Genomic DNA, 26,023 nt, shown 5'->3' with positions numbered 1-26,023 from the left:
AACCTTCAAGGCGTTACTGCCCCAGGGGTTTCCACCTTCAGACTAATCGCGGAAATTTTCGAACTGCAATGGCAGTTCGACTTCTGTCTTTTTAAGCAAGGCAATGGCCGCCTGAAGATCGTCGCGCTTCTTGCCGCTGATGCGCAGCTTCTCGCCGTTGATCTGAGCTTCCACTTTAAGTTTGCCGGCTTTAAGCGCCGCGATAAGCTTTTTTGATATGGCCTGCTCTATGCCTTGCTTGATTGTGATCTTCTGGCGTGCACCACCCAGGTTCTCCAGGGGTGTGGCGACATCAAGGCAGCGTACGTCGATGCCCCGGGCCGACAATCTGCCACGCAAGATGTCGAGCATTTGATTTAACTGAAACACGCTGGAGGCAGATTGTGTGACCACGTAGCCATCGAGCTCGAATTTTGCATCACTGCCTTTGAAATCAAAGCGCGTAGCGAGCTCGCGACTCGCTTGATCAACAGCGTTACTGAGTTCGTGCTTGTCGACTTCGGAGACGACATCAAATGTGGGCATGCTGAAAATTCCGGAATAAAGTTGGGCACCTTCCTGACCGGCAACGCGGATCGAAGTAGGCGACGAACGACAAATTAAATGGTAAACGAAGCGGCCGGGCATGACAAACGGCGAAAAACTACCGAACGACCCGGTCACGTCCCGGGTACAGAGATCCGATGGACTAGCTAGCCACTACATCGAGCTGTTCCGCCTTCTTGCGGAGTTCAAATTTTTGAATCTTGCCAGTCGACGTCTTGGGCAACTCGCAAAATACGACGGCGCGCGGCACCTTGAAGCCGGCCAGATGTTTTTTGCAATGCGCGATGATGGCCTCGGCGGTTGCTTCGGACCCTTCTTTCAATTCCACGAAGGCACACGGGGTTTCACCCCAACGGCTATCAGATCGTGCCACCACTGCGGCGGCCAGGACATCGGGATGCCGATAAAGTATATCTTCCACTTCGATGGACGAAATATTTTCACCACCGGAAATAATAATATCTTTGCTGCGATCCTTGATCTTCACATATCCGTCGGGGTCCATTACCGCCAAGTCTCCGCTGTGGAACCATCCCCCCGACAGGGCTTCTTGCGTGGCCTTGGCATTTTTCAGATACCCCTTCATGACAATATTGCCCTGAAACATGATTTCCCCCATGGTTACGCCGTCGGCTGGGACTGGCTGCATGGTGGATGGATCCATAACAGCAATGGCACGCTCGAGGTGGTAAGCCACACCCTGACGCGCATTCAGGCGAGCACGCTCGCCGATGTCCAACGTATTCCAGGACTCATGTTTGGGGCAAACTGTCGCGGGGCCATAGGTTTCGGTCAAGCCGTATACGTGCAGCAGATCGAAACCCAGGCGCTCCATGCCTTCGATCATTGAGGCCGGTGGCGCAGCGCCCGCCACCATCGCCTTGACCCCTTCTGGGATTCCTTGCTTCATGCTGGCAGGCGCGTTGACAAGCATGCCATGGACGATCGGCGCCCCGCAATAATGAGTGACACCATGTTCGCGTATGGCATCGAATATGGCTTTGGCTTCAATCTTGCGCAGGCACACATTGACACCCGCGCGCGCTGCGACAGCCCAAGGAAAACACCAGCCGTTACAGTGAAACATGGGCAGCGTCCATAAATAGACAGCGTGCTTGGGCATGTCCCATTCAAGAATGTTCGAAATAGCTGCGGTAGCGGCACCCCGGTGGTGATAGACCACTCCTTTCGGATTGCCAGTCGTACCACTTGTGTAGTTCAACGCGATGGCGTCCCATTCACTTGCAGGGAGTTGCCACGAAAATTCTGGGTCGCCGCCGGCAATGAACGCTTCATACTCTATTTCGCCTATCGGCTGCGCCGAACCGGTGTAAAGCACATCGGCAACATCGATGACATGTATAGGCGTTGAGGATGAGCGCAAAGCGAGTGCTTTGCTCATGACCGGCGCAAACTCGGTGTCGACGATGACCGTCTTGGCTTCGCCGTGATCAAGCATGAACGCGACGGTTTCAGGGTCTAGACGCGTATTGATGGCATTCAATACAGCGCCTACCATGGGAACGCCGAAATGCGCTTCGACCATGACGGGCGTATTGGGAAGCATGACCGCCACGGTGTCGCCCTTGCCTATCCCGCTGTTTTGCAGCGCACTGGCCAATTGCCGGCAACGCGCATAAACCTCGGCCCAACTGCGACGGAGGGCGCTTGGGCCATTGCCGTGCACAACAGCCAGGCGGTCTGGGTAAACGCTTGCCGAACGCTCAATGAATACCAATGGCGACATAGCGGCGTAATTCGCAGCAGTCTGGGGCAGATCCTGTTCAAAAATACTAGACATCGTGCGTCTCCTGGAATTTCTTATAAGTATGGCTGACGATAGACTGGATAAGCTAGATAATACAACCGATGCAAGCGGCCATGGTTTCAAATTAAATGCCGAAAAGGCCTCGAGCCGCCATGGTCATGCCCGAAGTCGGTTAAGTTTTATTAACATCAGCCCAGCTATACCAGGGCCAGAACCGCTAGAAGAAGCGGAATCAATACTGCGGTTGCAATACCATTCAGGCCCATGCCTAAGGCGGCAAATGCCCCTGCCGTATCGTTTGCCTGAAATGCGCGCGCCGTTCCTATGGCGTGCCCGGCCAGACCTAGGGCGAAACCTTCGACCTCGGGGTTCTCAACGTCGAGCATCTTAAACAGCGGCCCAGCTATCAGCGCCGCGGCGATGCCGGTAATGGCTACAGCAACAGTGGTCAACGAAGGCAGCCCCCCCGTTAATCCGGCGATTTCCATAGCAATCGGCATCGTCGCTGATTTGGGTGCCAGAGATAATTGTGTCTGGAGTGAAGCGCCCAATAATCGAGATATCGCAACGGCCGATAAGATAGCGGTCGCTGAACCGGCCACCAATGCGACGAGAATGGGCCAGAACAAACGTTTCAAACGAGATAGCTGTCCATACAATGGCACGGCCAGAGCCACTGTCGCCGGACCAATAAGGAACTGGAGGAACCAGGTCCTTTCAGCATAGAGGTCATACGGGGTCTCGGTGGCGTAGAGGAAACCGATAATGCACATCACTGCCGTGATGACCGGCAATAACAAGGGATTACCGTTGTTTCGCTGGTACAACGATGCGGCGATCAAGTAAACGACCAGCGTGAAACTTAACCAGAACAAGGAAGACGCGCTCAGGTGCGCCCAGATTTGGAGCCATATAGTAGCCATCGTCAATGCGCTCGCGACCGATTCAACACCCAGCGAAACGTGACTGCAGTTATCACCATAGTTAGCGCGACGCCGCCCATGCACGCCACCAAAAACGGGATCCACTCGTGCGCAAGCCGATCAAAGTACATCATGATGCCCGCCACCAGCGGAATGAAAAGCAGCATAAGGTGTTTCAATGAGTGGTGGCAGGTATCACGCATGCCGATGGGAACGCGACCGTGCACGATCAAGGCAAGTAGCAACAGCAACATTCCGATCAAAGGACCAGGCAGCGGCAACCCGGTCACGCGGGCGATCAACTCGCCCACAATCTGCATAAAGAAAAGTATGGTGATAGCAGTCAGCACAGGCATACGGCACCAGAAGAAAAGAATAGAAACGTAACAAAGCCAGGACACTAGCATGCCTGTGGGCCAATATCCAGACACTGAAGCCTGTCCGGTTCACTTTGAGGCGCCATGGAGAACATGTGAACGTCTTAATGATGGCGGGAAGTAACTCTGTCTTACCAAGTGTTTATGAATTATCATGGCCAAAAACGAAGGAGGCTCCTATTTCCCGCGCCCGTGCCGTCACTGTAAGTACGTTAGGGATTACCCAGACATTGGCATGGGCATCGTCTTACTATCTCCCGGCAATGTTGGCGACATCGATGGCGCGCGACATTGGCATATCGGTCCAGCTCGTTTTTGCCGCGTTCTCGGCGGCCCTGGTACTTGCTGCCTTCCTAGGTCCGCTGGCCGGGCGTAGCATTGATCGATATGGCGGCCGCCCTATCCTGATTGCGACCAACATCATTTTCGCCTTGGGGCTTACAGGGCTTGCCTTGGCTCAGGACGCTATTGTTTTCTTCGCTTCGTGGCTGATTATCGGCGCCGCAATGGGCGCCGGCCTTTACGAAGCTGCCTTTTCCACTGCGGTTCGCTTATATGGGCACAACGCGAGGAGTGCCATCACCGGCATTACTCTCTTTGCGGGTTTCGCCAGCACGCTGGGCTGGCCGCTTTCAGCATGGCTTGAGCTCGAATACGGTTGGCGAAGCGCATGTATGTCATGGGCTGCACTTCATTTGTTTATAGGTTTGCCCCTCAACGCCTCCATACCGAAGGTTACAGTGCCAAGCGAGCATGCGGATTCTACACTTCCCGCGCCACCATCGGATGTCCCAATGGGCTTAGCCGAACACAAGACTCGATCCAATTATTGCCAGAACACCGGTCCTGCGAGGCGCGCGAGCGTGTTGCTGGCAACGGTATTCGCCGTTACGTGGTTCGTCAGCACAGCAATGGCCGCTCACCTGCCTCGCTTGCTACAGGACTCAGGTCTTACACTGGCATCTGCCGTAGCGGTCGCGGCGCTCGTAGGGCCTGCTCAGGTTGTAGCCCGCCTCATGGAGTTCGGGCTGCTTCGTCGTGTCCATCCTTTGCTGTCGGCAAAAATCGCGACGCTTTTGCATCCTGTAGGCGCCGCTTGCCTGATGTTTTTTGGCGCTCCGGCCGCTGTGCTGTTCACCCTGCTGCATGGCGCAGGAAATGGCATTCTTACCATTGCGAAGGGAACGTTGCCACTGGTTATTTTCGGCCCCCACGGCTACGGTCTGCGTCAGGGGCTTCTAATGGTTCCGGCACGTGTAGCTCAAGCGACATCCCCATTCCTTTTTGGATTCTTGATCCAAAAATGGGGTGCATCGTCATTGTGGATCTCCAGCCTTCTTGGCTTGATGGCATTTGCTTGCGTACTATGGTTGACGCGGGACATGAAATCGCAGGACCCTGCTGCCTGATCAAAAAACCAAGCTTCACCGTCCCATGATGATTTAGCCTGCAAAGCCGCCCTTATCGAGAAAATCTTGCTCCTCGGCTGTCGTCTCGCGGCCCAACAACATATTTCGGTGCGGAAACCGGCCGAAGCGGACGATAATGCGATGGTGTTCCTGGGCCCATTTTCCCAGTGAGGGATCCAACCCGGCGTGAAGAAACAGAGACCGCTCCTGGTCGATAAGCAACTCGGAATGCTCGAATGGCAAATAGCAGAATAAGCGCAACGATGGCTCTATTTGGCGATCGAGGCCAGCCCCGATCATTCCAGATGCGAAGTGCCGTGCCAACGGGTCTGTCGCAAACATGTGGGCAGTGCCCCGGAAGGCGTTGCGGGGAAACTGATCAAGCAGAATCAATAGGGCAAACGCGCCTTCGGCATCGGTAGCCCAATGATCCAGCTCGCGGCGGGCCGCAGCCATGTGCCATCGCATGAAGCGTTCCCGAAAGCGAAAATCGAAAGCACCATCTTTCTGAAACCAGCGAGCCGGCCCCGCGTCTCGCCAGAAACGGACGATTTCTCCGATGTGCCTGAGGTCCGGAACGCGTGCTGTCATGGTGTGGGTGGCTCCTTGCGACTCTGTGAGAAAGGTTAAATCGGGGCCGGCCCAACGAGATCAGCCGCGCCCGACAAAAGGCATATTGGTTGCCATAATCGTCATAAATTGGACATTGGCGTCCAGTGGCAGTGCTGCCATGTGCCTAATCGCGCGGGCAACGTGAGCGACGTCCATGCGAGGCTCGGGTTTGATTACCCCATCGGCTTGCAACACACCGGCGGCCATACGATCTGTCATTTCGGTGGCGGCGTTACCGATGTCGATTTGGCCACAAGCAATATTGTACGGACGGCAATCCAGAGAAATCGATTTTGTGAGGCCGCTGACGCCATGCTTGGTTGCCGTGTAGGCGATGGAGTATGGTCTGGGCGCTGAGGCTGAAATCGAGCCATTATTGATAATGCGTCCGCCTTGAGGCTGCTGTTTTTTCATCAGGCGTATGGCCGCCTGCGCACATAGGAACATACCGGTCAGATTTACATCAACGACGGCTCGCCAGACCGATACTGGTAAATCTTCGATAGGCACGGCTGGAGCGCCACGGCCTGCGTTATTGAACAGCAAATCAAGCCGGCCATATTCTTTTTCTATTTGGTCGAAAAGCCGTTGCACAGAATTTTCGTCCGTGACATCGGTGGGTATAACGAGAGCCCGCGCCCCGTCGCCTGCAGCCATATCGCGCGTCTGCTGAAGCGCTTCGGCCCGTCGACCACATAGGACAACACGGTATCCATTGGCTAAAAGCTCTAACGCCACTGCTCGCCCAATACCGCTTCCCGCCCCGGTTACTAACGCCACACCTGCCGTCTTTTCCACTACATTCCCCTTCTTATCGTTAAACTGCGGCCCAAATTCGAATGCTGCCTTTGCAGCAGGAAACCGCAGGAATTCGGCCGGAAATCTAGCAATAATACACGGCACGCCGGGCGTATCGTCGCTAGCCGGTTTCCTGCTCGAGGCCAATTTTTTAGCGCCTCACTTCCCTTCCTGCAACTGGCAGGCCATCTTCTGTAAGAATAAGTGTTGAGCAGCCTACATTGCGACCCTGGAAAATTCAACCAGTTGCACTTAGTCGCACGCTGTGCTCCTAAAAATCCATTAAAACCACGGCATTCACTATAATTTAGGCGGCGGCAAGACCCACTCCATCCAACGGCAAGCCACAAGGAACTGTTACGCTTAACAGGAGGACATCATGTCTTTGACCGATGCACGCGGAGTCGCCCTATCCACTGCCAACCCACTTTCGCTCGACCGTTACGAAGAAGCCCTCGCACTGTTCAACAGTTACTCCGGCGACCCCATCGCCATTGACTACCCCCGCGATATCCTTGCAATGCAAGTCGCGCACATCGGCAACTTTCTGCTGGGGCAATCGACGATGCTGCGCGATCGTATTGCGCGCGCCCTTCCTCAGTGGAGTGAGCAAGAGCCGGGATTCGGATACATCCTGGGAATGTATGCTTTCGGACTTGAGGAAACCATTCTTTATGAGCAAGCCGAACTTGCTGCGCTCCAGTACTTCCAACATGGCTCTTGACATGGTCGACGCATCGGCGCTTCTGTGGCGACTGCGCCTTCGAGACCTTGATACGAAACAAAGGTGGCGCGATATTGCGGCAATATGGCAGACACGCCAAGCCGATGGTTACTATGCTTTCAACGATGTTCACGCCCTGATGTCCTATCTGGGAGCCGGCGAGATCGACGCCGCCCAGGCCTTGATCTCGACCATGGAAACCGCAGCAAATGGCAGCGGCACCAACGCCATGATGACCAGAGAGGCCGGTTTGCCGCTGGCAAGGTCTCTTATTTCATTCGAGCATGGCGATTACGAGGAAGTCATATCGCAGTTGGAAGGTCTACGCCCGACTGCTCATCGCTTTGGTGGAAGTCATGCACAACGAGACCTTATTTCGCTAACGCTGATCGAGGCTGCCTTGCGCAATCGTTCCCGCACATTGGCCTTGGCGCTTACGGCCGAGCGACTTGCCCTGAAGCCCAGAAGCCAAGGCATCCAGCGCCTGGCTGAACGAGCGGCGGCGCTCTAGCCCGTCGGCATATTCAGGGGTCAAGGAATTTCTCTATGCGCCATACCCACATCGGCATTTCGGGTTGGCGCTACGCCGGTTGGCGAAAGTCGTTTTATCCCTCCGATCTTGCACAGACACGAGAGCTGGAATTCGCGTCGCGCCAAGTGCAGACAATCGAAATCAATGGATCGTTTTACTCGTTGCAGACCCCTGAGCGCTATGACAACTGGTACCAGGCGACGCCGCCCTCGTTCATATTCAGCGTCAAGGGGCCCCGCTACCTGACCCATGTGCTGCGTTTCACAGATGGCATCAGGACGCTTCCTGCAATCGCCAATTTCTTTGCTTCTGGAGTCTTTAAATTGCGCGAAAAACTTGGACCGGTTCTGTGGCAGTTCCCACCCAGTTATCAATATGATGAAGGAAAAATGGAGTTCATCTTGCAGCTACTTCCCAGGAATACAGATGAGGCTTCACGCCTTGCTGCCCAGCATGATGAGCGCGTTAAACACCCCTTAATCACGACCACCAAACGGCATCGATTGCGCCATGCGATAGAGGTCCGCCACCCCAGCTTTTGCGACGATTCATTTATTACTCTACTGCGAAAATATCACGCGGCCATGGTGGTCTCTGACTCAGTGAAAAGGGATTGGCCCTATGCCGAAGACCTGACGTCTGACTTCGTCTACATGCGACTGCACGGCACCGAAACCTTGTATGGCGGCAAGTACAGCGATGCGGCCCTGGACCGGTGGGCGTCCCGTATCCAAGTATGGGCTAGAGGGCACGAACCTGACGACCCTCGACGCATCTCCGTGAAGCCAGCAACACGCCGAGCCACTCGTGACGTCTTTTGTTACTTCGATAACGACCAAAAAGTTCAGGCGCCGTTCGATGCCCGGCGGCTACTTGAGCGGCTGCCAGCTAAGCCGTGACGCCTGATGAATCTTGCTTCGTTCGCTGAAATACCGGTGCTCAGGTAGGAGCCTTGCGCCAACGTAAGGACCACCCTTGTCGCATGGCCGCCGCAGCGAAAAGGATCGCTGCGACACCAAACCACTGCATCCATTGCAGTCGGTGCCCGAATGCCAGCCAGTCCACAATTATTGCGACTACTGGATAAATGAACGACAGCGCCCCGGTCAGTGCTGTGGGAAGCTTTTGTATTGCCCCATACAGCAACACGTACATTACCCCCGTATGCACAATACCCAAAGCTACTAGCGTTAATAAAGCGGCTGGCTGATAGACGGGTAAAGCGCTAATTTGTGCGAATGGAGCCAACAGCAGAATACCGGTACAGACTTGTATCAGCGCGATCAAGTGCGGTGGCGTCCCCGTAAGCCTTTTTACCAATAGCGCGGCTATCGCATACAAGAAAGCCGCGGCAAGTGATAGCGCGATACCGAACAAGTAACTCTGGCCCCCGTAACCCGAATCGCCGTGCGATTGAGTAATCGCCAGCATGCCAATGAAGGCCACTGTAAGCCACATCAGCTTGTCGAAAGTAATTCGCTCGCCTAGGAACAATGCACCCAATGCCACCAACATGAAAGGCTGGGTGTTATAAACCGCAGTCGCGATACCAATCGAAGCTCTTGAGTACGCCGAAAATAACAGCGCCCAGTTCGCCACGATCGCAATCCCGCTAAGCACCGCCACACTGAACACCGGCCAACTTAAAAGACTTGGCCGCAAAACACCTAATAATCCGCAGATTAACAACAAGGTTGCGGCACCAAAGGCGCAACGCCAGAACACGACATCGATAATAGGTTGGCCCGAAATCAATACGAACCAACCAATGGTTCCTGATATCAACATGGCGCCCGCCATTTCCATCGTGCCCCGTTTGACTTGATTTTCCATCACGGCACTCCTTAGTTTTCAGACAGCTAAAGTGTGATACTTTCCCTTTTCAGGATCCATATCTAAAATAAAGCAAAGCTGACGGAATTCCTTTTTTATAAAGGCTGCGGTCTGAATTATCTTCCACAATAGTTATGCCTGACGAAATTGACCGAAATATCATTGCAGCGCTAATGGAAGACTCGCGCCTGTCGCTCAAAGCCCTTGCGCGAATCAGCGGGCTTTCTTCGCCAAGCGTTGCGGAGCGTTTGCGGCGTCTGGAAGAAAAAGGCGTCCTCACCGGCTACACGGTAAACGTCGACCCGAGGGCGTTCGGGTACTTCTTGCAAGCCATTGTCCGAATCAGGCCGTTACCCGGACAGCTTCATATCGTAGAGCGCCAGATTCAAGCCATACCCGAGTTTACCGAGTGCGACAAGGTCACCGGCGAAGACTGCTTCATTGCGAGGCTGAACGTTCGCTCAATGGAGCAACTTGATGCCATCCTTGACACCCTATCGAATCAAGCGGAAACCAATACGGCTATCGTCAAGACCACACCGGTGAAAAGACGCCTTCCGCCGCTCTGCGAACCATATCACGGCGCTGATAGAAAAATCATGAACCGCTAATCGACAATCCATCTTTTGGCGCGATGGCCGGAACGGGGTTGGACGAATCCACATTTGCTCACGTTTCCTTTGTCGCTCAAGTGACTGTTTCTGATAAAGTCAGTGGCGAACCCGGAAAAGCGACCCGGCGTCTTGTAATCAAGCAACAAGGGTTTGAACATCGCATGAGAAGTGGCGTAATTGCTGGCGTGTTATCGGTAATGGTAATCGGGCTGAGCGCTTGTGCCAGCCCCGCATGGGTACAAGGCTCCCGCAGTCCTCACACTGAAGAAATGTCTGCGGATCAGCTGGGGCAAACCGACTTTAACCGTACCCTCACTATTGCCATGCGCGACAATCTAGACAGCTTGACTCGGCTGCTAGAAAAACTCTATCGCCGAAATCCCACTGAATGGCACAAGACGGGAGCCCCCGATCTTGCTTCAGCGGTACGCGAGGGGCGCAAAGCCATTTTGACCGGGCAAGCACCCTCTGGTTTAGGTTCTTTGCGCGACGTCGAGATTATGTCTGTGGCGATGGACCCCGCGTATCAGGGAGACCGGGTGGGCGCTTTTGTCTTTGGCATGGCTGACATGATCATCCGTGCCCATAATGGCAAAATACGCTTCTATGCCACCGATGTCGTGAACGCTCAGCACGTCTATAATTCTGCCCGGAACGTAGAAGTGGCATCATGGTTATTGGCGACCCGAAGAAATGCGGCCGGACACCCTTTGCTACTTGCCAATGAAGCATCTAGTGAAATCGCGAATTTGAGTTTCGAGCGGGAGTTTGGCCAATTGGTGGGCAGGCTAGACTTGGTCGCCAACTTGCTGGACGAAAACCTTCGCAGGGTAGGCATCAATTACATGCAAGGCCTGCTTCTCTTCAACTTTCTGCCGGTGCGCTAAGTTGTAGTGGCGCCTATTTGCTATATTGCGATATCGACAACCCTTTCGCCGATTTTCCAGCAGGAGCAGTCATGCACACCGATGTCCGACTCGCAGACCGGGTTCAACGAATTGCCGCATTCTCCGTAGGAAATCAAGGCGGTAATCCCGCGGGGGTTGTCATCTACGACGTCTTTCCAGACGACGTTGTCATGCAGCGCATTGCAGCTCAGGTGGGGTATTCGGAAACGGCCTTTGCCGTTGAATCCGGCAACGGGTGGAGGGTCCGCTATTTTTCCCCTGAATCAGAAGTTCCTTTTTGTGGCCACGCCACCATTGCGCTAGGGGCGGCGCTGGCCCGCGAAAAAGGCGATGGCATCTTCGCCCTGACCACCAATAATGCCGATATTACCGTGGAGGCCCAGCAGGCTGGTGATTTGATTCGCGCCGCACTGCAGTCGCCTGCAACCCGTAGCAGCGGCATGGAAACCGACCTTCAAGCTGAGGTTTTAGCGCTATTTGGGTACTCGGCCAATGATCTCGATATGAGGATCCCGCCCGCGCGCGCCAATGCCGGTGCGGACCATTTGATTCTGGCATTAAAGACACGCGAACAGCTTAGCGCCATGGAATATGACTTGGCGGCAGGTCGTGAGTTCATGAAGCGATTCGGCGTCACCACCGTAGCATGGATGCATGCCGAAACCTCCACCCGATTTCATTCCCGTAACGCTTTCGCATCGGGAGGCATTTACGAAGACCCGGCTACCGGCGCCGCGGCCGCGGCCCTGGCGGGGTATTTGCGCGACATAGGCTGGGCACATAATGGCGGGATTGATATCCTTCAAGGGCAGGATATGGGGCGTCCATCTCATTTGCGTGCGGAATTCTCCTTCGTACCCGGAAGCTCGGTCCGTGTTTCCGGCACGGCAAGGATGATCACAGAAAAGTAGGCACTGCTGGTTCGCCGAATAGCATCTAACCATCATGGTAACGGCCACGTTTCGATTCTACGAAGAGCTGAACGATTTTCTGGCACCTGAGCGGCGCCAGCGATCATTTTCCAGTCCATGTGCGCGCGCCGCAACGGTCAAGCACATGATCGAAGCCTTGGGTGTTCCCCATACCGAAGTCGAGATAGTCCTGGTCAATGGAGAGTCGGTCGATTTCAACGCCTTAGTGAAAGACGGCGACCGAATAGCGGTGTATCCGAAGTTTGAAACGTTCGACGTGAGCCATTTACTGAGAGTGCGTGCCCGGCCGTTACGGACTTTGCGCTTCATTGCTGATGCGCACTTGGGCGGACTTGCGCGCCTATTGCGGCTGGCCGGATTTGACACCCTTTATAACAACAACTTCCAGGACGATGAAATTGAAACCATCGCGGCGCAAGAAAGCCGAATCGTTCTGACGCGCGATCGTGAGCTGCTTAAGCGGCGAACCATTACGCACGGGTGCTATGTGCATACGCTGAAACCAGCGCAGCAATTACGTGAAATATTCGACCGTCTGGACTTGACGAGCAGCGCCCGGCCATTTAGCTTGTGCCTACAATGCAATACACCGTTGCGTTCTATAGAGAAGGCATCTGTGCTGGACCGTATTCCCCCCACCGCCCGAGCGCTCTACGAGCATTTCAGCACCTGCGATATTTGCGAAGGCATATTCTGGCAGGGGTCCCACTGGCAACGTATGCGTGCTCTGCTCGATCAAACCATGACCCGGTCTTGAGTACGGGTGGCTGGCTTATTCCAGGGTAAAACCAATCTGAATCGAAACTTGCCAATGCTGTACTTTTCCCTCAGAGACATGGCCACGAGTCTCGATAACCTTGAACCATTGAATGTTACGCACCGTTTCATGCGCTTTGGCAATCGCGGTGCTGACAGCATCTTCAATGCTTGTGCTGGAAGAGCCTGTTAATTCGATTTGTTTATAGACATGACTGCTCATGGTATTGCTCCTTGAAGACTCACGTGAAATACGCGTTCCATGTTATGACCTTTGCTCGCCAACTACAAGCTAAGTCACGTGGAGAAACGGACGGAACCGTCGGAGCAGCATAATAAGCAGCAGCGAAACGCCAAACACGAAGGCAGCCATCGCCGGGATAGACAACCACGCAGAGCCGCTAGACCCCGGCATGCCCACAACTGCAGTCGTTCGATCGAGAATAAATATGTGGATGCAGTACACGCCAAAAGTGCACGCAGATAGCCTGCTTAAAATTCCCGAATAAGGACGTAACTTGACCCCTAAGCCGTAGAGCACATTAAAGATGCATACCGATGCCGCCATTACCAGCGGTGACAAATAATCGTAGAACAAGGCGTCGGGAGCTTCCATATGGCGGGAATAGACAAAGGTGGCCATCATCGTCATAGCACTGAAAACGATAAAAAGACCCGCGCTACCCCACCAGTACCGATTCTTCAGCGACCGTTCCTGGTATACCTCCAATACATACGCGCCCAGAAACAAGTAGCCTATTAAACCGAAAAATGAACCGAGCCCATAGGTTTCCATTAAGTCGAGATCGATGTCCATTACGGTTTGCACAATGGGCAGGCCCGATACGAGCATCCAGAATGCAAGAAAAAGCCTTTTCTCGGATCGCGTTGACGTAAGCCAGATATTGCGCAGGAATGGCACAAACAGGTATATGCCTAGAATGGCGTACAGATACCACAGGTGGTAGACGACGGGGCCACTTGCCAGCGTTTTCAGCCATTCGATCCATCCGCCATAGTCAGTACCCTGCGATGTATTCCACATCATATAGAATAGCGACCAGAATAATAGCGGCGGCAGAATACGTGCAAAGCGCTTGGTAAAGAATGCAGGAAGGCCCTCTTGTTTGTTCAACAACAACACGCCGGAGACCATTAGGAATATAGGCACGCAACTACGCGTCAGCGAGTCATAAAAATTCGACGCCCACCACTGACCATCGAAAACATGAAATTGGGTGGCTGCAACATGCAGCACAATTACCATGAAGCATGCCCCTATTCTCGCAGTATCCATCCCTGCACTGAAACTACCTTTTGACATCACCCATCCTGTTGAAACTAAAAAAAGACGAGGCATTGAAAACCGTCGCATCCAGTTAGTAGTAACATGAATATGTGCTTCGTTAGGCGCGCAATATGTCGGGCTGTAACTGGAAATGTGGATTACTAAATAAGTGCCCGCAATACTCACCCGCGCTACGAAAAGCCAAAAAAATCGATTCTATGTGAGGTGAACTCTGAAAAAGCTTTTCTTAATTCGTCACGCCAAGTCAGATCACCATACGGCACCGTCCGACGAAGAACGGCCGTTGAACGATCGTGGAATACGCGAGGCCACTAAGATGGGTCGTCGACTGGCAAAAAAAAATCCACGTCCGGATCTCTTGGTATCGAGCCCCGCTGTCCGGGCAATGACAACCGCGCGGATAATAGCCCAGGAAATGGGTTATCAATTAACTGACATCGCGGTAAACGACACGCTGTATGACGCCGAGACAAGCGATATCTTGATGGTCGTCCGCAATCTGGACGATCAGGCGAATGTCGTCATGATGTTCGGCCATAACCCTGGGTTGACCGATCTGGTCCATGATATTTGGCCGCCTATTACGCATTTGCCAACGTGTGCAGTGGCGGAATTCAGCTTCGAAATCGACTCTTGGTCAAAAATCGGCAGTGTGGCGCCTATTAACGTGGCGCTCATATCTCCGAAAGAAGAGTAATTCGTTCATAACAGATTACGATATGCCTACGGGCAAAAGCCTGGGTATTCAAGTACCCAACGGGAACACAGAAATGATTGATGCACTTACCGCAGGCAGACTATATGGCGCGGCAAAACAAGGTACAGGAAAAACCGGTGAAACCTACACTACAGCGAAAGTGAAAGTGGCGGCGGGAAACGGCGATACCTTGTTGTGCAACGTCATCGCTTTTGACGAAAAGGTACAAGAGCAATTGCTCGCGCTCGATGATGGCGACTCGGTGGCCATGTCAGGTAGTCTTACTCCAAAAGTTTATCAAGACAAAACGGGAGACACTCGACCCACCATAGATTTAGTGTGTCATGCCGTAATGACCCCCTATCATGTCCAGCGCAAGCGCCAGGCCATGCTCGGTCAGGAATAAATATCGGCGCCACTAAGCGCCATCCGTCGTCTACCCTCTTAACCACTCCCCTATCGTGACCGACACTTGCGCGCGATCTGTACCCGCTCGCCCAACCGTCATCGCGGATGCCCAGTCTGCGATGCCCTTTGATTCCGGTACGATAGTCTCCGGCATCAAAGCGCAACCCCTAAGGGCCACCAAAGCCGTACGACGACGAGGCGCAGCCAACGATGATTCCGCTTCGAATCCCTGTCTAAGCTGCGGCGCATGTTGCGCCCATTTTCGGGTTTCGCTTTATTGCCGCGAAATCGCAGGTGAAGCCGGGGGCTCTGTGCCGCCGGTGCCCAACCCGGACTGCCAGCGGCTTCGCAAGGCGATAGGCTTACCGCTATTGGCACCGCGCGAAGATGATAACGACGACGATCTGGAGCCGACCGATGACCCCCCGTGTCACGACGACGTTGCTGCCTAGTGTTCCAACACGCGGCATCCCAAGGTGCCGCTTATAAAGCCGGCTCCATCTTTTCAAGCCGCTCCATTAATGTCAGCGCATTGGGCGCAGCCTGGCCGCTCGCCGTATTGTCGAAGATGCACCATACCTGACGCCCACGACGGCGCGCGGCAAGAATCTGCGCGGCCAGTGCATCGATAAACTCGTCGTCATAGGCGGAATAGTAGATGCGGGGCGCACCGTGCAGGCGCAGGTATAGCATATGACTTTCGGCAATGGACTCAATGCCTGCGACGGGTGATGGGTGCGCATGGACACATGCGACTCCCGCGTCCTTCATCAGGTCTGCAGCCTCCGAACTAAACCAAGTCGCATGTCGTGGTTCACAGACTACCGCCGCGTTCGTATGGCCACGCAGCGTGGTGAAAAAATCCCGGGCCTCGACGCCGTTCATTGCCAGACTAGGTGGAAGCTGCAACAACAAACAGCCCATTTTGTATCCCAGCGGTACAAGCTGATCCATGAACGCACGTATAAGGTCATCGGTGGCGCGAAGTTTACGATCGTGCGAAATGGTACGCGGGATTTTGACACTGAAGCGAAATGCATCGGGTACGCTAGCGGCCCACCGCGCATACGTTTTTGGAAGATGTGGACGGTAAAACGTGGAGTTTATCTCCACCGATGGAAATACTTGAGCGTAGCGCTCCAGATGAGTGCCTTCAGCAGGAAAGCGTGCTGCGATCCGAGAAGTGAGACTCCAGCCGGCGCACCCAATATAAACGGAAGAGGGGGTTGGATAGACCGATTGAAAGGTCGCTTTGGACACCTTGTTCTCCTTCATTTTGCTTCCGCTTGGGAACATATTAGAAAGCACTGAAATAAGAGAGCCAATCACTACTTTTCAGGTCATCGCGCGGCAGTCTTACCTTTATCGGTAGAAATCGCGGCCACCGCACGATCCATTCCGTTTAATACATGGCGTTTAAACGCTCTTTCAGTGCGTTCTACATCGCGCGCCGCCACGGCCTCGACGATTTCGCTATGCTCTTTGTTCGAAAGGTTAACGCCCTCGGGCTGTACCAGACTGCGGTGACGGTATAAGTGAAGCTCCTTGTCGGTGCCCTGTAGCATTTCCGACAAACGCTTATTGCGCGCGCAGTTAACCAAACGGACATGAAATGCGATGTTCTGGCGGTAATACTCTTCGACGTCGCCGTTCTCGACAAGCTGCTCCATGTGCGCCACCATTGTCCGCAATTCTGCGACGTCCTCCACGGTAGCGCGCTTCGCGATAAGACCGCCAGCCAATTGAGCCAAGGCGCCGCGGATCTCGTAGATGTCTAATGCCTGCTCGAGGTCGACGCTACGAACGAAAACGCCTCGGTTCTTGATAACTTCGACCAGGCCTGCTTGTTCAAGCTGTCGGCAGGCCTCGCGAATCGGGCTTCTGCTGGTGCCAAACCGTTGTGCCAAGGCAAGCTCATTGATTCGTTGGCCAGCGACGAGTTCCCCATTCAGAATCATATACTCGATACGCTCTCGCAGAAGCGAAGGGAGCGACGCCGACTGGAGGAATGAAAGCGAAGTCGAATTATCGGCCGTTGTTGTCATATCAGCTGCTCAAAAGGACAACGTCAATGTCGTTATTGACGTCGGGCTGGACGCACGAGCAAAGTTGACGGGTCAATGCAGTGCGCCTATGTGTTCGCAAAGCCGTAAATGCTTGCCGGATTGTGGACAAAGACTGCAGACCGTTCTGTGTCGGAACGCAGCACGCTCAACAGAGACTGCAAACAGTTGAGATCATTCGGTTTGCCGTCGGGCGGGAAGTTAGGGTGTGGCCAATTCATGCCCCATACGATGCGTTCCATCCCTGCATCCAATAGCGCATGCAAACGCGATTCTAGCATTGTGAAGTCGGCTTCCCTCGCAGGCGTGCTGTAATAAGGGGCGGCGAACTTGAACCAGCCCCCTTTACTTACGAAGGTCAATAACGACGTAAATTCAGCTGAATCGACGGCAAATTCTGGCGGTAGACGTCCCAAGTGATCTATTACTACGGGGCACGGCAAATTCAGGAGCGCATCGGTGCTTTGCGCCAGCACCGGGCCGTCGCCCTGTACAATCAGGCTCCAACCTAGCGATGCGATTTGCCTTGCCGTTCTGCCAATGGCGGCAAGATCCAGCGGGGAATTGTCGGGAAACAGAAACCGAACCCCACGAATGCCGGCCTCATCTAGCTGTTTCAGCTCTTGTTGACTGAGACTTTCATCGGGCATGATGATTCCTCGCGCGCGATATATCCCCAACCGGTTCAAGGCATCCAGCATACAGCGCGTATCGCAGCCATATGCCTTTGGCTGCACCAATACGAAGCGCTCGACGCCCAGTCGCGTTGCAACCGCCAAGTAGTCATCCAGACTGGTATTCGGGTGCACCTGTTGTCCGGACAGAACAGGATATGCACGCGAATCGCCATAAATATGCGAGTGTGTGTCGCACGACAAGGGTGGCAAACGAAGCGAGTCTGAGGTGATCATGGATGGCCCAGATTCAAGAATTGCTTGGTTCATTCTGCAGGACCACCATCCCATAGTCAGCTCGCTTACCGCCTTGCAAAGCATAGTGGCCCACGGATTTCCCGCTCGCGACCAGAGACTCGATCTCAGCCTGGTAATGCGCCGCGTTATCTCGGGGAACGTAATTCAGGTGCGTGGCATGCGTGTTATTCCACCATGAATCGGAATTATTTGAGACCCCATACACCACACTGAATTCCACGGCTTTAGCACTAAGACAGGCGTATACAAGAGCCTGAAAATCTGGCTCGCTAAGCCATGTGGAAAGCTCGCGCGGTTCGGTTGGCTTGGATCTTGTCGAACCAATCCGCAGACACACGGCTTCCAATCCAAATTTATCCCAAAAATAACGCGCGGTATTCTCGCCGAAGCACTTACTGAGGCCGTAGAGGCTATCCGGACGTAGTGGCACATTTTGGTCCAGAGGTTCATCGACAGGATACATCCCGACTGCGTGGTGTGAGCTTGCGTAGACAATACGACCAACCCCTGCGCGCTTTGCGGCTTCGAATATGTTGTAGGTTCCAGCAATATTTACCTGTAAGGTCTCGTTCCAGTCATCTACGTTAAGGCTTGCGCCAAGATGAACCACACAATCGACGCCCACCATCATTTGCCTTACGCCGTCGACATCCGTTAGATCACAGGGCCACAGTTCTTCGCCTTCGTTGGCGGGGTCCATTACCGCAATATCCGAGAGCCGCAGTGCGCGCACCTTACCCCGTAAAGATTCACGTAGAAGCTTCCCCAACTGCCCTGCGGCGCCGGTCACCAGAACTGTCTTTAGACTCATCATTTTGCTGTCCTTTTTATCGACGCCGCCAGCATGGCGGCGCCTGTAATCAACGTTTCCGCAGAATTACTGGGCCTGCAGATTGTTCGCCTTGATCACGCTTCCCCAACGATCGTATTCCGATCGCAGAAATTCGGCGAACTGTTCGGGGCTATTCAGTACTGGCTCGTTTCCGGACGCGATCAAACGCTCGGCGATTTCTTTCTTCTTCATAACGGTTGACACATCGTTGTAGATCTTTTGGACCAGCTCCGGTGCCATTCCAGCGGGGCCGTAAATGGCGTTCCATGTCGCCGTAACAATCTCGCCTTGTCCTGATTCCGAAATAGTGGGAACGTTGGGAGCCAGCTCGGATCGCTTGGCTCCTGTTGTCACCAATGCCTTCAGGCGCCCCGTCTCAACATGCGGCATGCCCGATGGGATGTTAGCGAACAGCACACTGACCTGCCCACCGGCCACATCCGTAAGGGCGGGTTGTTCGCCCCGGTAAGGCACGTGAACACCGGCGATACCGAACTGGGCCTTCAGCAATTCGGAAGTCATATGTGGCGACGAACCAACCCCACCTGACGCGAAAGTTACCTTATCCGGATTGCTGCGCGCATAGGCAATAAATTCCTTGAAATTGCTTGCCGGAAACGAGGGATGCGTAACCAGTACAAGCGGCGAAGATGCAATCACCGTGATGGGCGTGAGATCTTTCCGCGCATCGTAAGGCGCCTTAGCAAAGAGTTGAGGAGCGACAGCAATAGAAGTTTGCGGTGAAATTAATAAGGTGTAGCCGTCTGGTAAGGCCTTCGTGACGGTCTCTGCACCTATGGTGCCGCTCGCGCCGGTACGGTTTTCTACGACGACGGACTGCTTCCATAACGTAGAGAGTTCCTTGGCCACCAATCTGGCAAGGTTATCGGTGCCGCCCCCGGGCGCGAGGCCGACGATAATTTTTACGGGGCGGTCAGGATACGAAGCAGCCAAGACAGGTGCTGCCGTCAATAGTCCCATAATTCCCGCGACCCCTGCCGCGATAAGCGTTCGACGCATTCTTTTCATTTTGCCTCCCTTCCCTTTAAGCGAATAAAACTTATTATTAAGCTGTATTGCCGATTGTCGACAATACCTATAAACTTAACATTCTTCTAGCGGGATTGAAACCCCGAATTATCACGGAGTAGACAAATGAACAAACCTACCATTGCACTTTTCACCGGCGACCCTGCCGGAATCGGCCCCGAAATCGTCGCTAAAGTTCTGAACGATGCAGACGTGCGTAACGCGGCAAATTTACTGATTATCGGAAGCCGGCCTGTACTCGAAGCCGGCATGCGCACAGCGGGCATCCACACCGAGGTGCTGGATGCTCCGGCCGATATTCCAGCTGGCGACCATGCCCCGTTTCTGATGAATTGGCAGCACGTGGCGGCCGACCAGTTCGAACTCGGCGAAGTGACGCAAAAAAGCGGTCGCTTCATGCTCGATGGCCTGGCCTTTGGCCTGAAAATGTGCGGCAACAATATCGCCGATGCGATGTGTGTCGCACCTCTTAATAAAGCGGGGCTGCGCGCCGGTGGCATGAACCACCCAGACGAAATGCACTACTTCCGTGAAGTGCTTAACTACACCGGAAAGTGTGTCGAGTTCAACGTGAACGATAAGCTCTGGACCTCCCGTGTGACCTCGCATGTTCCTCATAAAGACGTCAGCAGTCTCCTGACGCCCGAGCTTATCGCAAGCGGCGTAGAAATGTTGTGGCAAGGGCTTAAAGCGTCTGGCGTTGACCAACCGCGCGTCGCCGTGTGCGGCTTGAATCCGCACAACGGTGATGGTGGTGCATTCGGTCGCGACGAGATTGAAGTTATTGAACCCGGTGTCAAATTGGCTGTATCGCGTGGCTTCCCGGCTGATGGGCCCTTCCCTGCCGATACCACCTTTGTCCGAGCCATTAACAAAGCCAATGGCGGCGGCTATGACGGCGTGTTGACCATGTACCACGATCAAGGCCAGATAGCGATGAAGCTGATGAGCTTTGGCGAGGGCATTACGGTGCATTACGGGCTGCCCATGCCCATCACGACACCGGCACACGGAACGGCTTACGATATTGTCGAGAAAGGCATCGCCATGTCGGGCGCAATGAAAAACGCCTTGCTTATGGCCGCAAAAATGGGCGCGTCCGCGCGCGCATCGCGAGGTTAAATCATGGCTGCTTTACTTGGATGCATCGCCGACGATTTCACGGGTGCAACAGACTTGGCAGGGATGCTTCAGCAAGCGGGAATGCGCACGATCCAGATCATCGGCGTGCCAACATCTCCGCTCTCAGCCGGCCTGGACGCCGACGCGATTGTCATCGCCCTTAAAACGCGCACGGCCCCGGTGCAGCAGGCGATCGATGATTCGAAAGCCTCGCTGAAGTGGCTGCAAGCTGCCGGCTGCCGGCAGATGTATTTCAAGTACTGTTCCACTTTCGACTCCACAGCCGAAGGCAACATCGGCCCGGTTACCGATGCCCTGATGGAGACCATCGGCACCGACTTCACCATCGCGTGCCCTGCGTTTCCGGAAAATCAGCGCACGGTATATAAAGGGCATTTGTTCGTCGGAAACGCGTTACTGGCTGAGAGCGGCATGAGGGATCATCCGTTGACCCCCATGACGGATTCCAATCTTGTCCGCGTTTTGCAAGCGCAGACTCGAGGCCTTGTCGGCTTGATAGAACACTCAATAGTCGCCGCCGGTACCGAGGCTATTCGCCGCGAAATCCGGCGGCTGCGAGGCCAAGGGGTGAAGACGGCCATTGTCGACGCCATCTGCAACGCTGATCTGATCCAAATAGGGGCGGCCTGTTCTGATTTACCGATGGTTACGGCGGGCTCCGGACTCGCCATCGGTATCCCGCAAAATTTTATCGGCCAAGGCAGCCTTTCCCCGATGAATCCGGCTGTGGATCCGACGCCGGCTACTTCGGGTTTACGCGCTATTCTGTCAGGCAGTTGCTCGCAGGCATCGCAAGCACAGCTCAACGACCTTCTTTCCAGGGGCATCCCGGGATTCGCCCTGGATCCTCTCGTTCTTGCGTCGAGCGATACTGCCCTGGAAAGCGTGGTTAATGAGGTGATGGCTTGGGTAGCGCCGCGTCTTGAAAGTGGTCCAGTCGTCATCTATGCAACGGCAGCGGTCGATAAAGTCAAGCAGATTCAGTCTGTATTAGGGGCCGAACGCGCCGGCGCCGTTGTCGAAACAGCGCTGGCTGCTATCGCTGGACGCTTGATAGAGCTAGGTGTGCGTCAATTAATCGTTGCCGGCGGAGAAACTTCAGGGGCGGTGGTGACGGCACTCAATATCGACCGTTTACAGATTCATCGGCAAATTGATCCGGGGGTTCCCTGGACGGTTAGCCTCAATAAGCCGTCGGTTGCCCTTGCGCTTAAATCGGGCAACTTCGGTAGTGTGGATTTTTTTACTAAAGCCTGGGATTCAGCGCCTTGAGCGAATCGCACTGTCGGTAGCCCACTTGCGCACGGGAATGGTAATGCCCACTTCCGTGTTCTTTCCGAGAAACAGGTCGTCGATTGGGGCGACTTAAATAATTTTCCGTAAAACCATGCCAAAATACGCCGCCAACATTAGCATGATGTTCAATGAGCTACCGTTTCTGGATCGAATCGATGCGGCGGCTGCCGCTGGCTTTCCAGCGGTAGAGTTCTTGTTTCCATTCGACTACAAGGCCGAGGACATCGCTGCACGATTGAAAGCCAGCAACGTCACTAACGTGCTGTTCAATATGCCGCCCGGTGACTGGGCCAAGGGCGAGCGCGGTATCGCCTCTTTGCCTGACCGCGACGACGAGTTTCGGCGCGGCGTGGACACCGCTATCGCTTATGCACAAACGCTTGGCACACGCCACCTTCATGTCATGGCCGGTTTGGTTCCACCGGATGCAAGTAGCGGCGAATATCGCTCCCGGTATATAGCAAATCTGAACTATGCGGCCGCTCGTTGTGCGCCTTACGGCATAACGGTATTAATTGAGCCAATCAACTCCCGCGACATGCCCGGCTACCTACTGAGCAGACAATCCGACGCGCATGACATTAGAAAGCTTGTCGGCGCGCCGAATTTGAAGGTGCAAATGGACTTCTACCATGCTCAGATCATGGAAGGCGACCTCGCGACGACCTTCAAGGAATATCGAGACCACATCGGCCACGTCCAGATCGCCGGAGTGCCGGAGCGCCATGAGCCCGACACAGGCGAAGTAAATTACGCATACTTGTTTGGACTGCTGGATGAGCTTGGGTATCAGGGATGGGTAGGCTGCGAATATCGGCCCGCCAAAGGAACCGTCGAAGGTCTGGCATGGCTAAACACCATCGGGCAGATGCGTTCAGATTGACATCTGTATAGTAGGAGTTCGGCACGATACTTCCCACTCGTTAATCCAGTCACTGCAGTACGGCCCATCACCCATTTTAACGATAGCCTTCGAGATTGATTGCGTACAATATTCCACTTGGCCGCCTATCGGCCTTTTTAGAGATTTGCCTTTTGCCCGTTAACTGAGAACGCCCATGGTCAGTGTTTTTGAGCTTTTCCACATTGGTATCGGGCCGTCGAGTTCCCATACGGTTGGCCCCATGCGCGCCGCGATGTGGTTCGCCCAAGAGCTCATGGAGTCCGACTTTAGGGATCCCATTTCCCGCATCTGCGTTACGCTGCATGGCTCTTTGGGAGCCACGGGAAAAGGTCATGGAACTGGCAAAGGAGTCATACTAGGATTAAGCGGCCAATCGCCTGAGTCGGTGCTCCCGTCTCAGATCATATCCATCGTGGCCGATGCGCAAGAGAATGGCCGGCTTTCGATTATGGGCGCCATCACCATCCCGTTCGACATCAAGACGGATATTGTCTACAAGGTAAAGTCTCTGCCACAGCATCCCAACGGGCTCACTTTTCAAGCCTTCGCAGCGTCGGGGGATATGCTGCTGGAGCGCCGTTTTTTTTCGATCGGAGGCGGAGCCGTCATCCGCGGCGAACAGCCGCTGGTACCCGAGGTTCCGCTTAGTGTTCCTTTCCCGTTCAATACCGCAGCCGAATTGCTGACACTCTGCAAGAATAATCGCATCACCATCGCCCAACTCATGATGGAGAATGAAAAAGCGAGATACCCTGAAGCTGAAATCCATGCCCGCCTGGATCGCCTTTGGGAGGTCATGCAGGATTGCGTGCGCCGCGGGTTTGAGGCGACCGATATGCTTCCTGGGCCCTTCAAGGTACGGCGGCGAGCCAAAGGCATGCGTGAAACGCTGCTTAAAAACATGAATGGCGAAACGGATCTTCTATCCGCCATGGACTGGTTGAACGTTTATGCCCTGGCTGTCAGTGAAGAAAATGCCGCTGGCGGGCAAGTCGTTACCGCGCCCACCAATGGGGCGGCGGGAATCATCCCATCTGTGCTCCACTACTACATGCACTTTATCAAAGGCGCGTCTATACAGGGCGTTCGAGAGTTCCTTCTGACTGCCGCGGCGATAGGCACGCTGTACAAGACAAATGCGTCGATATCCGGGGCCGAGGTCGGCTGCCAAGGAGAAGTCGGCGTTGCATGCTCGATGGCGGCCGGTGGCCTGTGCGCCATAATCGGCGGGACCCCCGATCAAATAGAGAATGCCGCCGAAATCGGGATGGAGCACCATTTGGGCTTGACCTGCGACCCGGTGGGCGGCCTGGTTCAGATTCCATGTATCGAGCGTAATGCGATGGCAAGCTCCAAGGCTGTTAATGCGGCACGTCTTGCGTTGCACACCGTAGGCGAGCATCATATATCGCTGGATGCCGTGATCAAGACCATGTGGGAAACCGGTGCCGATATGAAAACAAAGTACAAGGAAACGGCAAGGGGCGGACTGGCCGTCAATATCAAACTGTGTTGATATGGCCACCAGCAATAAGGCGGCCGTCCGCGATGCAGGCTTAACGGTCGCAGCGAACTCGTAAAGCGGACGTGAGCTTAAACCATACTAGTGGCGACCTGACGCAACGCTTGCTCGAACGTGTCGGGTCCTTGTCCGCCCTGGATAAGGTGTCGATCGTTCAAAATAATGGACGGTACAGAATCGATTCCATGTTCTGTATAAAAACGCTCGCGCTCTCGAACATCAGCGGCATAGTCGTCGGCATCCAGGATTTCCTGGGCGCGTCGAGCGTCTAAACCCGACTCGCCGCACAGCCGGACGAGCACATCGTGTGCGCCGACATTCTCTCCGTCGGTGAAATAGGCCTTCAGCAGCGCGCGTTTAAGTTCAAGCTGATGCCCTTCCAGGCCCGCCCAATGCAAGAGTCGATGTGCGTCAAAGGTGTTGTACGTGCGCGTACGCTTGTCCATATTGAACGTGAAGCCGACCTCGTGGCCGCGCGCTGTGATGGCCTCGCCATTGCGCCGCACTTGTTCCGGCGTCATTCCGTATTTGCGCGAAAGGCGTTCGACCGTATCCTGTCCTTCGGGCGCCATATCCGGATTCAGCTCGAAAGGCTGAAAATGAATCTCGGCCTGGACCTCGCCATCAAGGCGGGCCAGGGCACGCTCCAGCGAATAAAGGCCGACGGCGCACCAGGGACAGGACACATCAGAGACAAAATCGATTTTGATTCGAGCGGTCATGGCATGAATCCGGTATGTAAAAGGTGGACCTATATTATCGCCGTCTTTTGGCTGGTGCTCGCCTGAAGACAAAAAAAAGAGGCGCAATGTGCGCCTCCTGCTGGTTGCCCTGGTGGGGTCTCATTTATTCACCGCAATGCGTTTGACGCGAGACTGAAAAGCCGGATCCTTGGCCACAACCGGAGTCCAATCAATATATGATCGATAGCCTTTTGCTCTACCGTCTACTTACCACCTATATAAGTACAACGCGCCGAATTTCAAGAGGCTTTGGTGAATTAGACCGCCACCACCACACTAGTACGGCCTTTGGGCCCGATCGTCACCTTCACGGCATCGGCCAATACATTTACGTCCTTGATGATGCGATTGCGGGCTCTGTCATTAAATAGCACTTCTTTTTCGCTCATCTT

Annotated in this window: 31 protein-coding genes; 15 read left to right on the top strand and 16 right to left on the bottom strand. The window is 54.3% G+C overall.

Annotated elements, in window-relative coordinates:
• Positions 1–42: 42 nt before the first annotated feature.
• The 4 genes from EKL30_RS02455 to EKL30_RS02440 all read right to left on the bottom strand — a co-directional run bounded on the left by EKL30_RS02455 (position 43) and on the right by EKL30_RS02440 (position 3,587).
• Positions 43–525, bottom strand: coding sequence for a YajQ family cyclic di-GMP-binding protein (locus EKL30_RS02455; RefSeq protein WP_126705583.1), 483 nt, complete (start codon positions 523–525; stop codon positions 43–45).
• A 163-nt stretch (positions 526–688) separates the two neighbouring features.
• Entirely contained in the window at positions 689–2,347 is a 1,659-nt protein-coding gene (locus tag EKL30_RS02450) for an acyl-CoA synthetase (protein WP_126705582.1), read from the bottom strand.
• Positions 2,348–2,511: 164 nt separating this feature from the next.
• Complete coding sequence (locus tag EKL30_RS02445; RefSeq protein WP_126705581.1) at positions 2,512–3,237, bottom strand: LrgB family protein; 726 nt, start codon at positions 3,235–3,237, stop codon at positions 2,512–2,514.
• A 2-nt stretch (positions 3,238–3,239) separates the two neighbouring features.
• Positions 3,240–3,587: a CidA/LrgA family protein gene (locus EKL30_RS02440; RefSeq protein ID WP_126706002.1), complete on the bottom strand. Its 348-nt coding sequence runs from the start codon at positions 3,585–3,587 to the stop codon at positions 3,240–3,242.
• Between the two features lie 206 nt (positions 3,588–3,793).
• Between EKL30_RS02440 and EKL30_RS02435 the strand changes: the two genes are divergently transcribed.
• Positions 3,794–5,023 (top strand): MFS transporter, encoded by a 1,230-nt coding sequence (locus tag EKL30_RS02435; RefSeq protein WP_255414660.1) that lies wholly within the window; start codon positions 3,794–3,796, stop codon positions 5,021–5,023.
• 33 nt (positions 5,024–5,056) lie between these two features.
• Here the strand turns inward: EKL30_RS02435 and EKL30_RS02430 are convergent, their stop codons facing one another.
• Together EKL30_RS02430 and EKL30_RS02425 are read right to left on the bottom strand one after the other, a co-directional pair.
• A complete protein-coding gene (locus tag EKL30_RS02430) occupies positions 5,057–5,614 on the bottom strand; it encodes a DUF924 family protein (RefSeq protein WP_126705580.1) in 558 nt (185 codons plus the stop codon).
• Positions 5,615–5,674: 60 nt separating this feature from the next.
• A complete protein-coding gene (locus EKL30_RS02425) occupies positions 5,675–6,433 on the bottom strand; it encodes an SDR family oxidoreductase (protein ID WP_126705579.1) in 759 nt (252 codons plus the stop codon).
• A gap of 379 nt (positions 6,434–6,812) precedes the next feature.
• On the opposite strand from EKL30_RS02425, the gene EKL30_RS19075 reads away from it, so the two are divergent.
• Genes EKL30_RS19075 through EKL30_RS02415 form a run of 3 tightly spaced genes read left to right on the top strand, consistent with a single transcriptional unit; the run spans position 6,813 to position 8,588 of the window.
• Positions 6,813–7,157: a hypothetical protein gene (locus tag EKL30_RS19075; protein WP_233582684.1), complete on the top strand. Its 345-nt coding sequence runs from the start codon at positions 6,813–6,815 to the stop codon at positions 7,155–7,157.
• On the top strand, positions 7,108–7,668 hold the full coding sequence (locus EKL30_RS02420; protein ID WP_233582683.1) for a hypothetical protein: 561 nt from the start codon (positions 7,108–7,110) through the stop codon (positions 7,666–7,668). Before EKL30_RS19075 ends, EKL30_RS02420 begins: the two co-directional genes overlap by 50 nt.
• A gap of 35 nt (positions 7,669–7,703) precedes the next feature.
• Complete coding sequence (locus EKL30_RS02415; protein WP_126705578.1) at positions 7,704–8,588, top strand: DUF72 domain-containing protein; 885 nt, start codon at positions 7,704–7,706, stop codon at positions 8,586–8,588.
• Positions 8,589–8,628: 40 nt separating this feature from the next.
• Here the strand turns inward: EKL30_RS02415 and EKL30_RS02410 are convergent, their stop codons facing one another.
• Complete coding sequence (locus EKL30_RS02410; RefSeq protein WP_126705577.1) at positions 8,629–9,522, bottom strand: DMT family transporter; 894 nt, start codon at positions 9,520–9,522, stop codon at positions 8,629–8,631.
• Between the two features lie 134 nt (positions 9,523–9,656).
• Between EKL30_RS02410 and EKL30_RS02405 the strand changes: the two genes are divergently transcribed.
• From EKL30_RS02405 to EKL30_RS02390, 4 genes are all read left to right on the top strand, one after another.
• On the top strand, positions 9,657–10,133 hold the full coding sequence (locus EKL30_RS02405; RefSeq protein WP_126705576.1) for an Lrp/AsnC family transcriptional regulator: 477 nt from the start codon (positions 9,657–9,659) through the stop codon (positions 10,131–10,133).
• Between the two features lie 200 nt (positions 10,134–10,333).
• Positions 10,334–11,023 carry a hypothetical protein gene (locus EKL30_RS02400; protein WP_126706000.1) on the top strand — a complete coding sequence of 230 codons (690 nt, stop codon included), beginning with the start codon at positions 10,334–10,336 and terminating at the stop codon, positions 11,021–11,023.
• A gap of 71 nt (positions 11,024–11,094) precedes the next feature.
• Complete coding sequence (locus tag EKL30_RS02395) at positions 11,095–11,955, top strand: PhzF family phenazine biosynthesis protein (protein WP_126705575.1); 861 nt, start codon at positions 11,095–11,097, stop codon at positions 11,953–11,955.
• A gap of 34 nt (positions 11,956–11,989) precedes the next feature.
• Positions 11,990–12,733 (top strand): Mut7-C RNAse domain-containing protein, encoded by a 744-nt coding sequence (locus EKL30_RS02390; protein WP_126705574.1) that lies wholly within the window; start codon positions 11,990–11,992, stop codon positions 12,731–12,733.
• A gap of 15 nt (positions 12,734–12,748) precedes the next feature.
• Here EKL30_RS02390 and EKL30_RS02385 read toward each other — a convergent pair whose 3' ends face one another.
• Together EKL30_RS02385 and EKL30_RS02380 are read right to left on the bottom strand one after the other, a co-directional pair.
• Positions 12,749–12,955, bottom strand: coding sequence for a dodecin (locus EKL30_RS02385; protein ID WP_126705573.1), 207 nt, complete (start codon positions 12,953–12,955; stop codon positions 12,749–12,751).
• A 69-nt stretch (positions 12,956–13,024) separates the two neighbouring features.
• Complete coding sequence (locus tag EKL30_RS02380; RefSeq protein ID WP_158618375.1) at positions 13,025–14,056, bottom strand: acyltransferase; 1,032 nt, start codon at positions 14,054–14,056, stop codon at positions 13,025–13,027.
• 196 nt (positions 14,057–14,252) lie between these two features.
• Here EKL30_RS02380 and EKL30_RS19300 point away from each other — a divergent pair, with 196 nt between their 5' ends.
• The 3 genes from EKL30_RS19300 (at position 14,253) to EKL30_RS02365 (ending at position 15,598) form a co-directional block, all read left to right on the top strand.
• Positions 14,253–14,738 carry a histidine phosphatase family protein gene (locus tag EKL30_RS19300; RefSeq protein WP_126705571.1) on the top strand — a complete coding sequence of 162 codons (486 nt, stop codon included), beginning with the start codon at positions 14,253–14,255 and terminating at the stop codon, positions 14,736–14,738.
• A gap of 73 nt (positions 14,739–14,811) precedes the next feature.
• The gene (locus EKL30_RS02370; RefSeq protein WP_126705570.1) at positions 14,812–15,144 is read left to right on the top strand and encodes a single-stranded DNA-binding protein; all 333 of its coding nucleotides are present in this window, start codon (positions 14,812–14,814) and stop codon (positions 15,142–15,144) included.
• Between the two features lie 121 nt (positions 15,145–15,265).
• Positions 15,266–15,598 carry a YkgJ family cysteine cluster protein gene (locus EKL30_RS02365; protein WP_233582679.1) on the top strand — a complete coding sequence of 111 codons (333 nt, stop codon included), beginning with the start codon at positions 15,266–15,268 and terminating at the stop codon, positions 15,596–15,598.
• A 31-nt stretch (positions 15,599–15,629) separates the two neighbouring features.
• Here EKL30_RS02365 and EKL30_RS02360 read toward each other — a convergent pair whose 3' ends face one another.
• The 5 genes from EKL30_RS02360 to EKL30_RS02340 form a co-directional block, all read right to left on the bottom strand.
• Positions 15,630–16,421: a DUF72 domain-containing protein gene (locus tag EKL30_RS02360; protein ID WP_126705569.1), complete on the bottom strand. Its 792-nt coding sequence runs from the start codon at positions 16,419–16,421 to the stop codon at positions 15,630–15,632.
• 65 nt (positions 16,422–16,486) lie between these two features.
• Positions 16,487–17,191 carry a GntR family transcriptional regulator gene (locus EKL30_RS02355; protein ID WP_126705568.1) on the bottom strand — a complete coding sequence of 235 codons (705 nt, stop codon included), beginning with the start codon at positions 17,189–17,191 and terminating at the stop codon, positions 16,487–16,489.
• Between the two features lie 86 nt (positions 17,192–17,277).
• On the bottom strand, positions 17,278–18,120 hold the full coding sequence (locus tag EKL30_RS02350) for an amidohydrolase family protein (protein ID WP_158618374.1): 843 nt from the start codon (positions 18,118–18,120) through the stop codon (positions 17,278–17,280).
• Positions 18,121–18,133: 13 nt separating this feature from the next.
• Complete coding sequence (locus tag EKL30_RS02345) at positions 18,134–18,955, bottom strand: NAD(P)-dependent oxidoreductase (RefSeq protein WP_126705566.1); 822 nt, start codon at positions 18,953–18,955, stop codon at positions 18,134–18,136.
• 63 nt (positions 18,956–19,018) lie between these two features.
• On the bottom strand, positions 19,019–20,002 hold the full coding sequence (locus EKL30_RS02340) for a tripartite tricarboxylate transporter substrate binding protein (protein ID WP_126705565.1): 984 nt from the start codon (positions 20,000–20,002) through the stop codon (positions 19,019–19,021).
• Between the two features lie 126 nt (positions 20,003–20,128).
• Here EKL30_RS02340 and EKL30_RS02335 point away from each other — a divergent pair, with 126 nt between their 5' ends.
• The 4 genes from EKL30_RS02335 to EKL30_RS02320 all read left to right on the top strand — a co-directional run bounded on the left by EKL30_RS02335 (position 20,129) and on the right by EKL30_RS02320 (position 24,882).
• Positions 20,129–21,145, top strand: a complete 1,017-nt coding sequence (locus tag EKL30_RS02335; RefSeq protein ID WP_126705564.1) for a 4-hydroxythreonine-4-phosphate dehydrogenase PdxA — start codon at positions 20,129–20,131, stop codon at positions 21,143–21,145.
• Positions 21,146–21,148: 3 nt separating this feature from the next.
• A complete protein-coding gene (gene otnK, locus EKL30_RS02330; RefSeq protein WP_126705563.1) occupies positions 21,149–22,438 on the top strand; it encodes a 3-oxo-tetronate kinase in 1,290 nt (429 codons plus the stop codon).
• Positions 22,439–22,553: 115 nt separating this feature from the next.
• Positions 22,554–23,345 (top strand): 2-oxo-tetronate isomerase, encoded by a 792-nt coding sequence (gene otnI, locus EKL30_RS02325; RefSeq protein ID WP_126705562.1) that lies wholly within the window; start codon positions 22,554–22,556, stop codon positions 23,343–23,345.
• A 175-nt stretch (positions 23,346–23,520) separates the two neighbouring features.
• Positions 23,521–24,882, top strand: a complete 1,362-nt coding sequence (locus EKL30_RS02320; RefSeq protein ID WP_126705561.1) for an L-serine ammonia-lyase — start codon at positions 23,521–23,523, stop codon at positions 24,880–24,882.
• A 77-nt stretch (positions 24,883–24,959) separates the two neighbouring features.
• On the opposite strand, the gene EKL30_RS02315 is transcribed toward EKL30_RS02320, so the two are convergent.
• Together EKL30_RS02315 and EKL30_RS19295 are read right to left on the bottom strand one after the other, a co-directional pair.
• Positions 24,960–25,610 carry a DsbA family oxidoreductase gene (locus EKL30_RS02315; RefSeq protein WP_126705560.1) on the bottom strand — a complete coding sequence of 217 codons (651 nt, stop codon included), beginning with the start codon at positions 25,608–25,610 and terminating at the stop codon, positions 24,960–24,962.
• 278 nt (positions 25,611–25,888) lie between these two features.
• Positions 25,889–26,020 carry a hypothetical protein gene (locus tag EKL30_RS19295; protein ID WP_255414663.1) on the bottom strand — a complete coding sequence of 44 codons (132 nt, stop codon included), beginning with the start codon at positions 26,018–26,020 and terminating at the stop codon, positions 25,889–25,891.
• Positions 26,021–26,023 lie beyond the last annotated feature (3 nt).

The organism is Candidimonas sp. SYP-B2681 (genome assembly GCF_003971065.1).
Taxonomy (GTDB): Bacteria; Pseudomonadota; Gammaproteobacteria; order Burkholderiales; family Burkholderiaceae_B; genus Pollutimonas.
Note: the sequence above shows the minus strand (reverse complement) of the source record. Positions and strands in the feature narration are given on the sequence as shown.

Excerpts from the sequence above, each read along its gene's own strand:
- EKL30_RS02455 (WP_126705583.1), bottom strand. The coding sequence starts at position 525 with ATGCCCACATTTGATGTCGTCTCCGAAGTCGACAAGCACGAACTCAGT.
- EKL30_RS02450 (WP_126705582.1), bottom strand. The coding sequence starts at position 2,347 with ATGTCTAGTATTTTTGAACAGGATCTGCCCCAGACTGCTGCGAATTAC.
- EKL30_RS02445 (WP_126705581.1), bottom strand. The coding sequence starts at position 3,237 with ATGGCTACTATATGGCTCCAAATCTGGGCGCACCTGAGCGCGTCTTCC.
- EKL30_RS02430 (WP_126705580.1), bottom strand. The coding sequence starts at position 5,614 with ATGACAGCACGCGTTCCGGACCTCAGGCACATCGGAGAAATCGTCCGT.
- EKL30_RS19075 (WP_233582684.1), top strand. The coding sequence starts at position 6,813 with ATGTCTTTGACCGATGCACGCGGAGTCGCCCTATCCACTGCCAACCCA.
- EKL30_RS02420 (WP_233582683.1), top strand. The coding sequence starts at position 7,108 with ATGAGCAAGCCGAACTTGCTGCGCTCCAGTACTTCCAACATGGCTCTT.
- EKL30_RS02415 (WP_126705578.1), top strand. The coding sequence starts at position 7,704 with ATGCGCCATACCCACATCGGCATTTCGGGTTGGCGCTACGCCGGTTGG.
- EKL30_RS02410 (WP_126705577.1), bottom strand. The coding sequence starts at position 9,522 with ATGGAAAATCAAGTCAAACGGGGCACGATGGAAATGGCGGGCGCCATG.
- EKL30_RS02405 (WP_126705576.1), top strand. The coding sequence starts at position 9,657 with ATGCCTGACGAAATTGACCGAAATATCATTGCAGCGCTAATGGAAGAC.
- EKL30_RS02400 (WP_126706000.1), top strand. The coding sequence starts at position 10,334 with ATGGTAATCGGGCTGAGCGCTTGTGCCAGCCCCGCATGGGTACAAGGC.
- EKL30_RS02395 (WP_126705575.1), top strand. The coding sequence starts at position 11,095 with ATGCACACCGATGTCCGACTCGCAGACCGGGTTCAACGAATTGCCGCA.
- EKL30_RS02390 (WP_126705574.1), top strand. The coding sequence starts at position 11,990 with ATGGTAACGGCCACGTTTCGATTCTACGAAGAGCTGAACGATTTTCTG.
- EKL30_RS02385 (WP_126705573.1), bottom strand. The coding sequence starts at position 12,955 with ATGAGCAGTCATGTCTATAAACAAATCGAATTAACAGGCTCTTCCAGC.
- EKL30_RS02380 (WP_158618375.1), bottom strand. The coding sequence starts at position 14,056 with ATGTCAAAAGGTAGTTTCAGTGCAGGGATGGATACTGCGAGAATAGGG.
- EKL30_RS02370 (WP_126705570.1), top strand. The coding sequence starts at position 14,812 with ATGATTGATGCACTTACCGCAGGCAGACTATATGGCGCGGCAAAACAA.
- EKL30_RS02365 (WP_233582679.1), top strand. The coding sequence starts at position 15,266 with ATGCCCTTTGATTCCGGTACGATAGTCTCCGGCATCAAAGCGCAACCC.
- EKL30_RS02360 (WP_126705569.1), bottom strand. The coding sequence starts at position 16,421 with ATGAAGGAGAACAAGGTGTCCAAAGCGACCTTTCAATCGGTCTATCCA.
- EKL30_RS02355 (WP_126705568.1), bottom strand. The coding sequence starts at position 17,191 with ATGACAACAACGGCCGATAATTCGACTTCGCTTTCATTCCTCCAGTCG.
- EKL30_RS02350 (WP_158618374.1), bottom strand. The coding sequence starts at position 18,120 with ATGATCACCTCAGACTCGCTTCGTTTGCCACCCTTGTCGTGCGACACA.
- EKL30_RS02345 (WP_126705566.1), bottom strand. The coding sequence starts at position 18,955 with ATGATGAGTCTAAAGACAGTTCTGGTGACCGGCGCCGCAGGGCAGTTG.
- EKL30_RS02340 (WP_126705565.1), bottom strand. The coding sequence starts at position 20,002 with ATGAAAAGAATGCGTCGAACGCTTATCGCGGCAGGGGTCGCGGGAATT.
- EKL30_RS02335 (WP_126705564.1), top strand. The coding sequence starts at position 20,129 with ATGAACAAACCTACCATTGCACTTTTCACCGGCGACCCTGCCGGAATC.
- otnK (WP_126705563.1), top strand. The coding sequence starts at position 21,149 with ATGGCTGCTTTACTTGGATGCATCGCCGACGATTTCACGGGTGCAACA.
- otnI (WP_126705562.1), top strand. The coding sequence starts at position 22,554 with ATGCCAAAATACGCCGCCAACATTAGCATGATGTTCAATGAGCTACCG.
- EKL30_RS02320 (WP_126705561.1), top strand. The coding sequence starts at position 23,521 with ATGGTCAGTGTTTTTGAGCTTTTCCACATTGGTATCGGGCCGTCGAGT.
- EKL30_RS02315 (WP_126705560.1), bottom strand. The coding sequence starts at position 25,610 with ATGACCGCTCGAATCAAAATCGATTTTGTCTCTGATGTGTCCTGTCCC.
- EKL30_RS19295 (WP_255414663.1), bottom strand. The coding sequence starts at position 26,020 with ATGAGCGAAAAAGAAGTGCTATTTAATGACAGAGCCCGCAATCGCATC.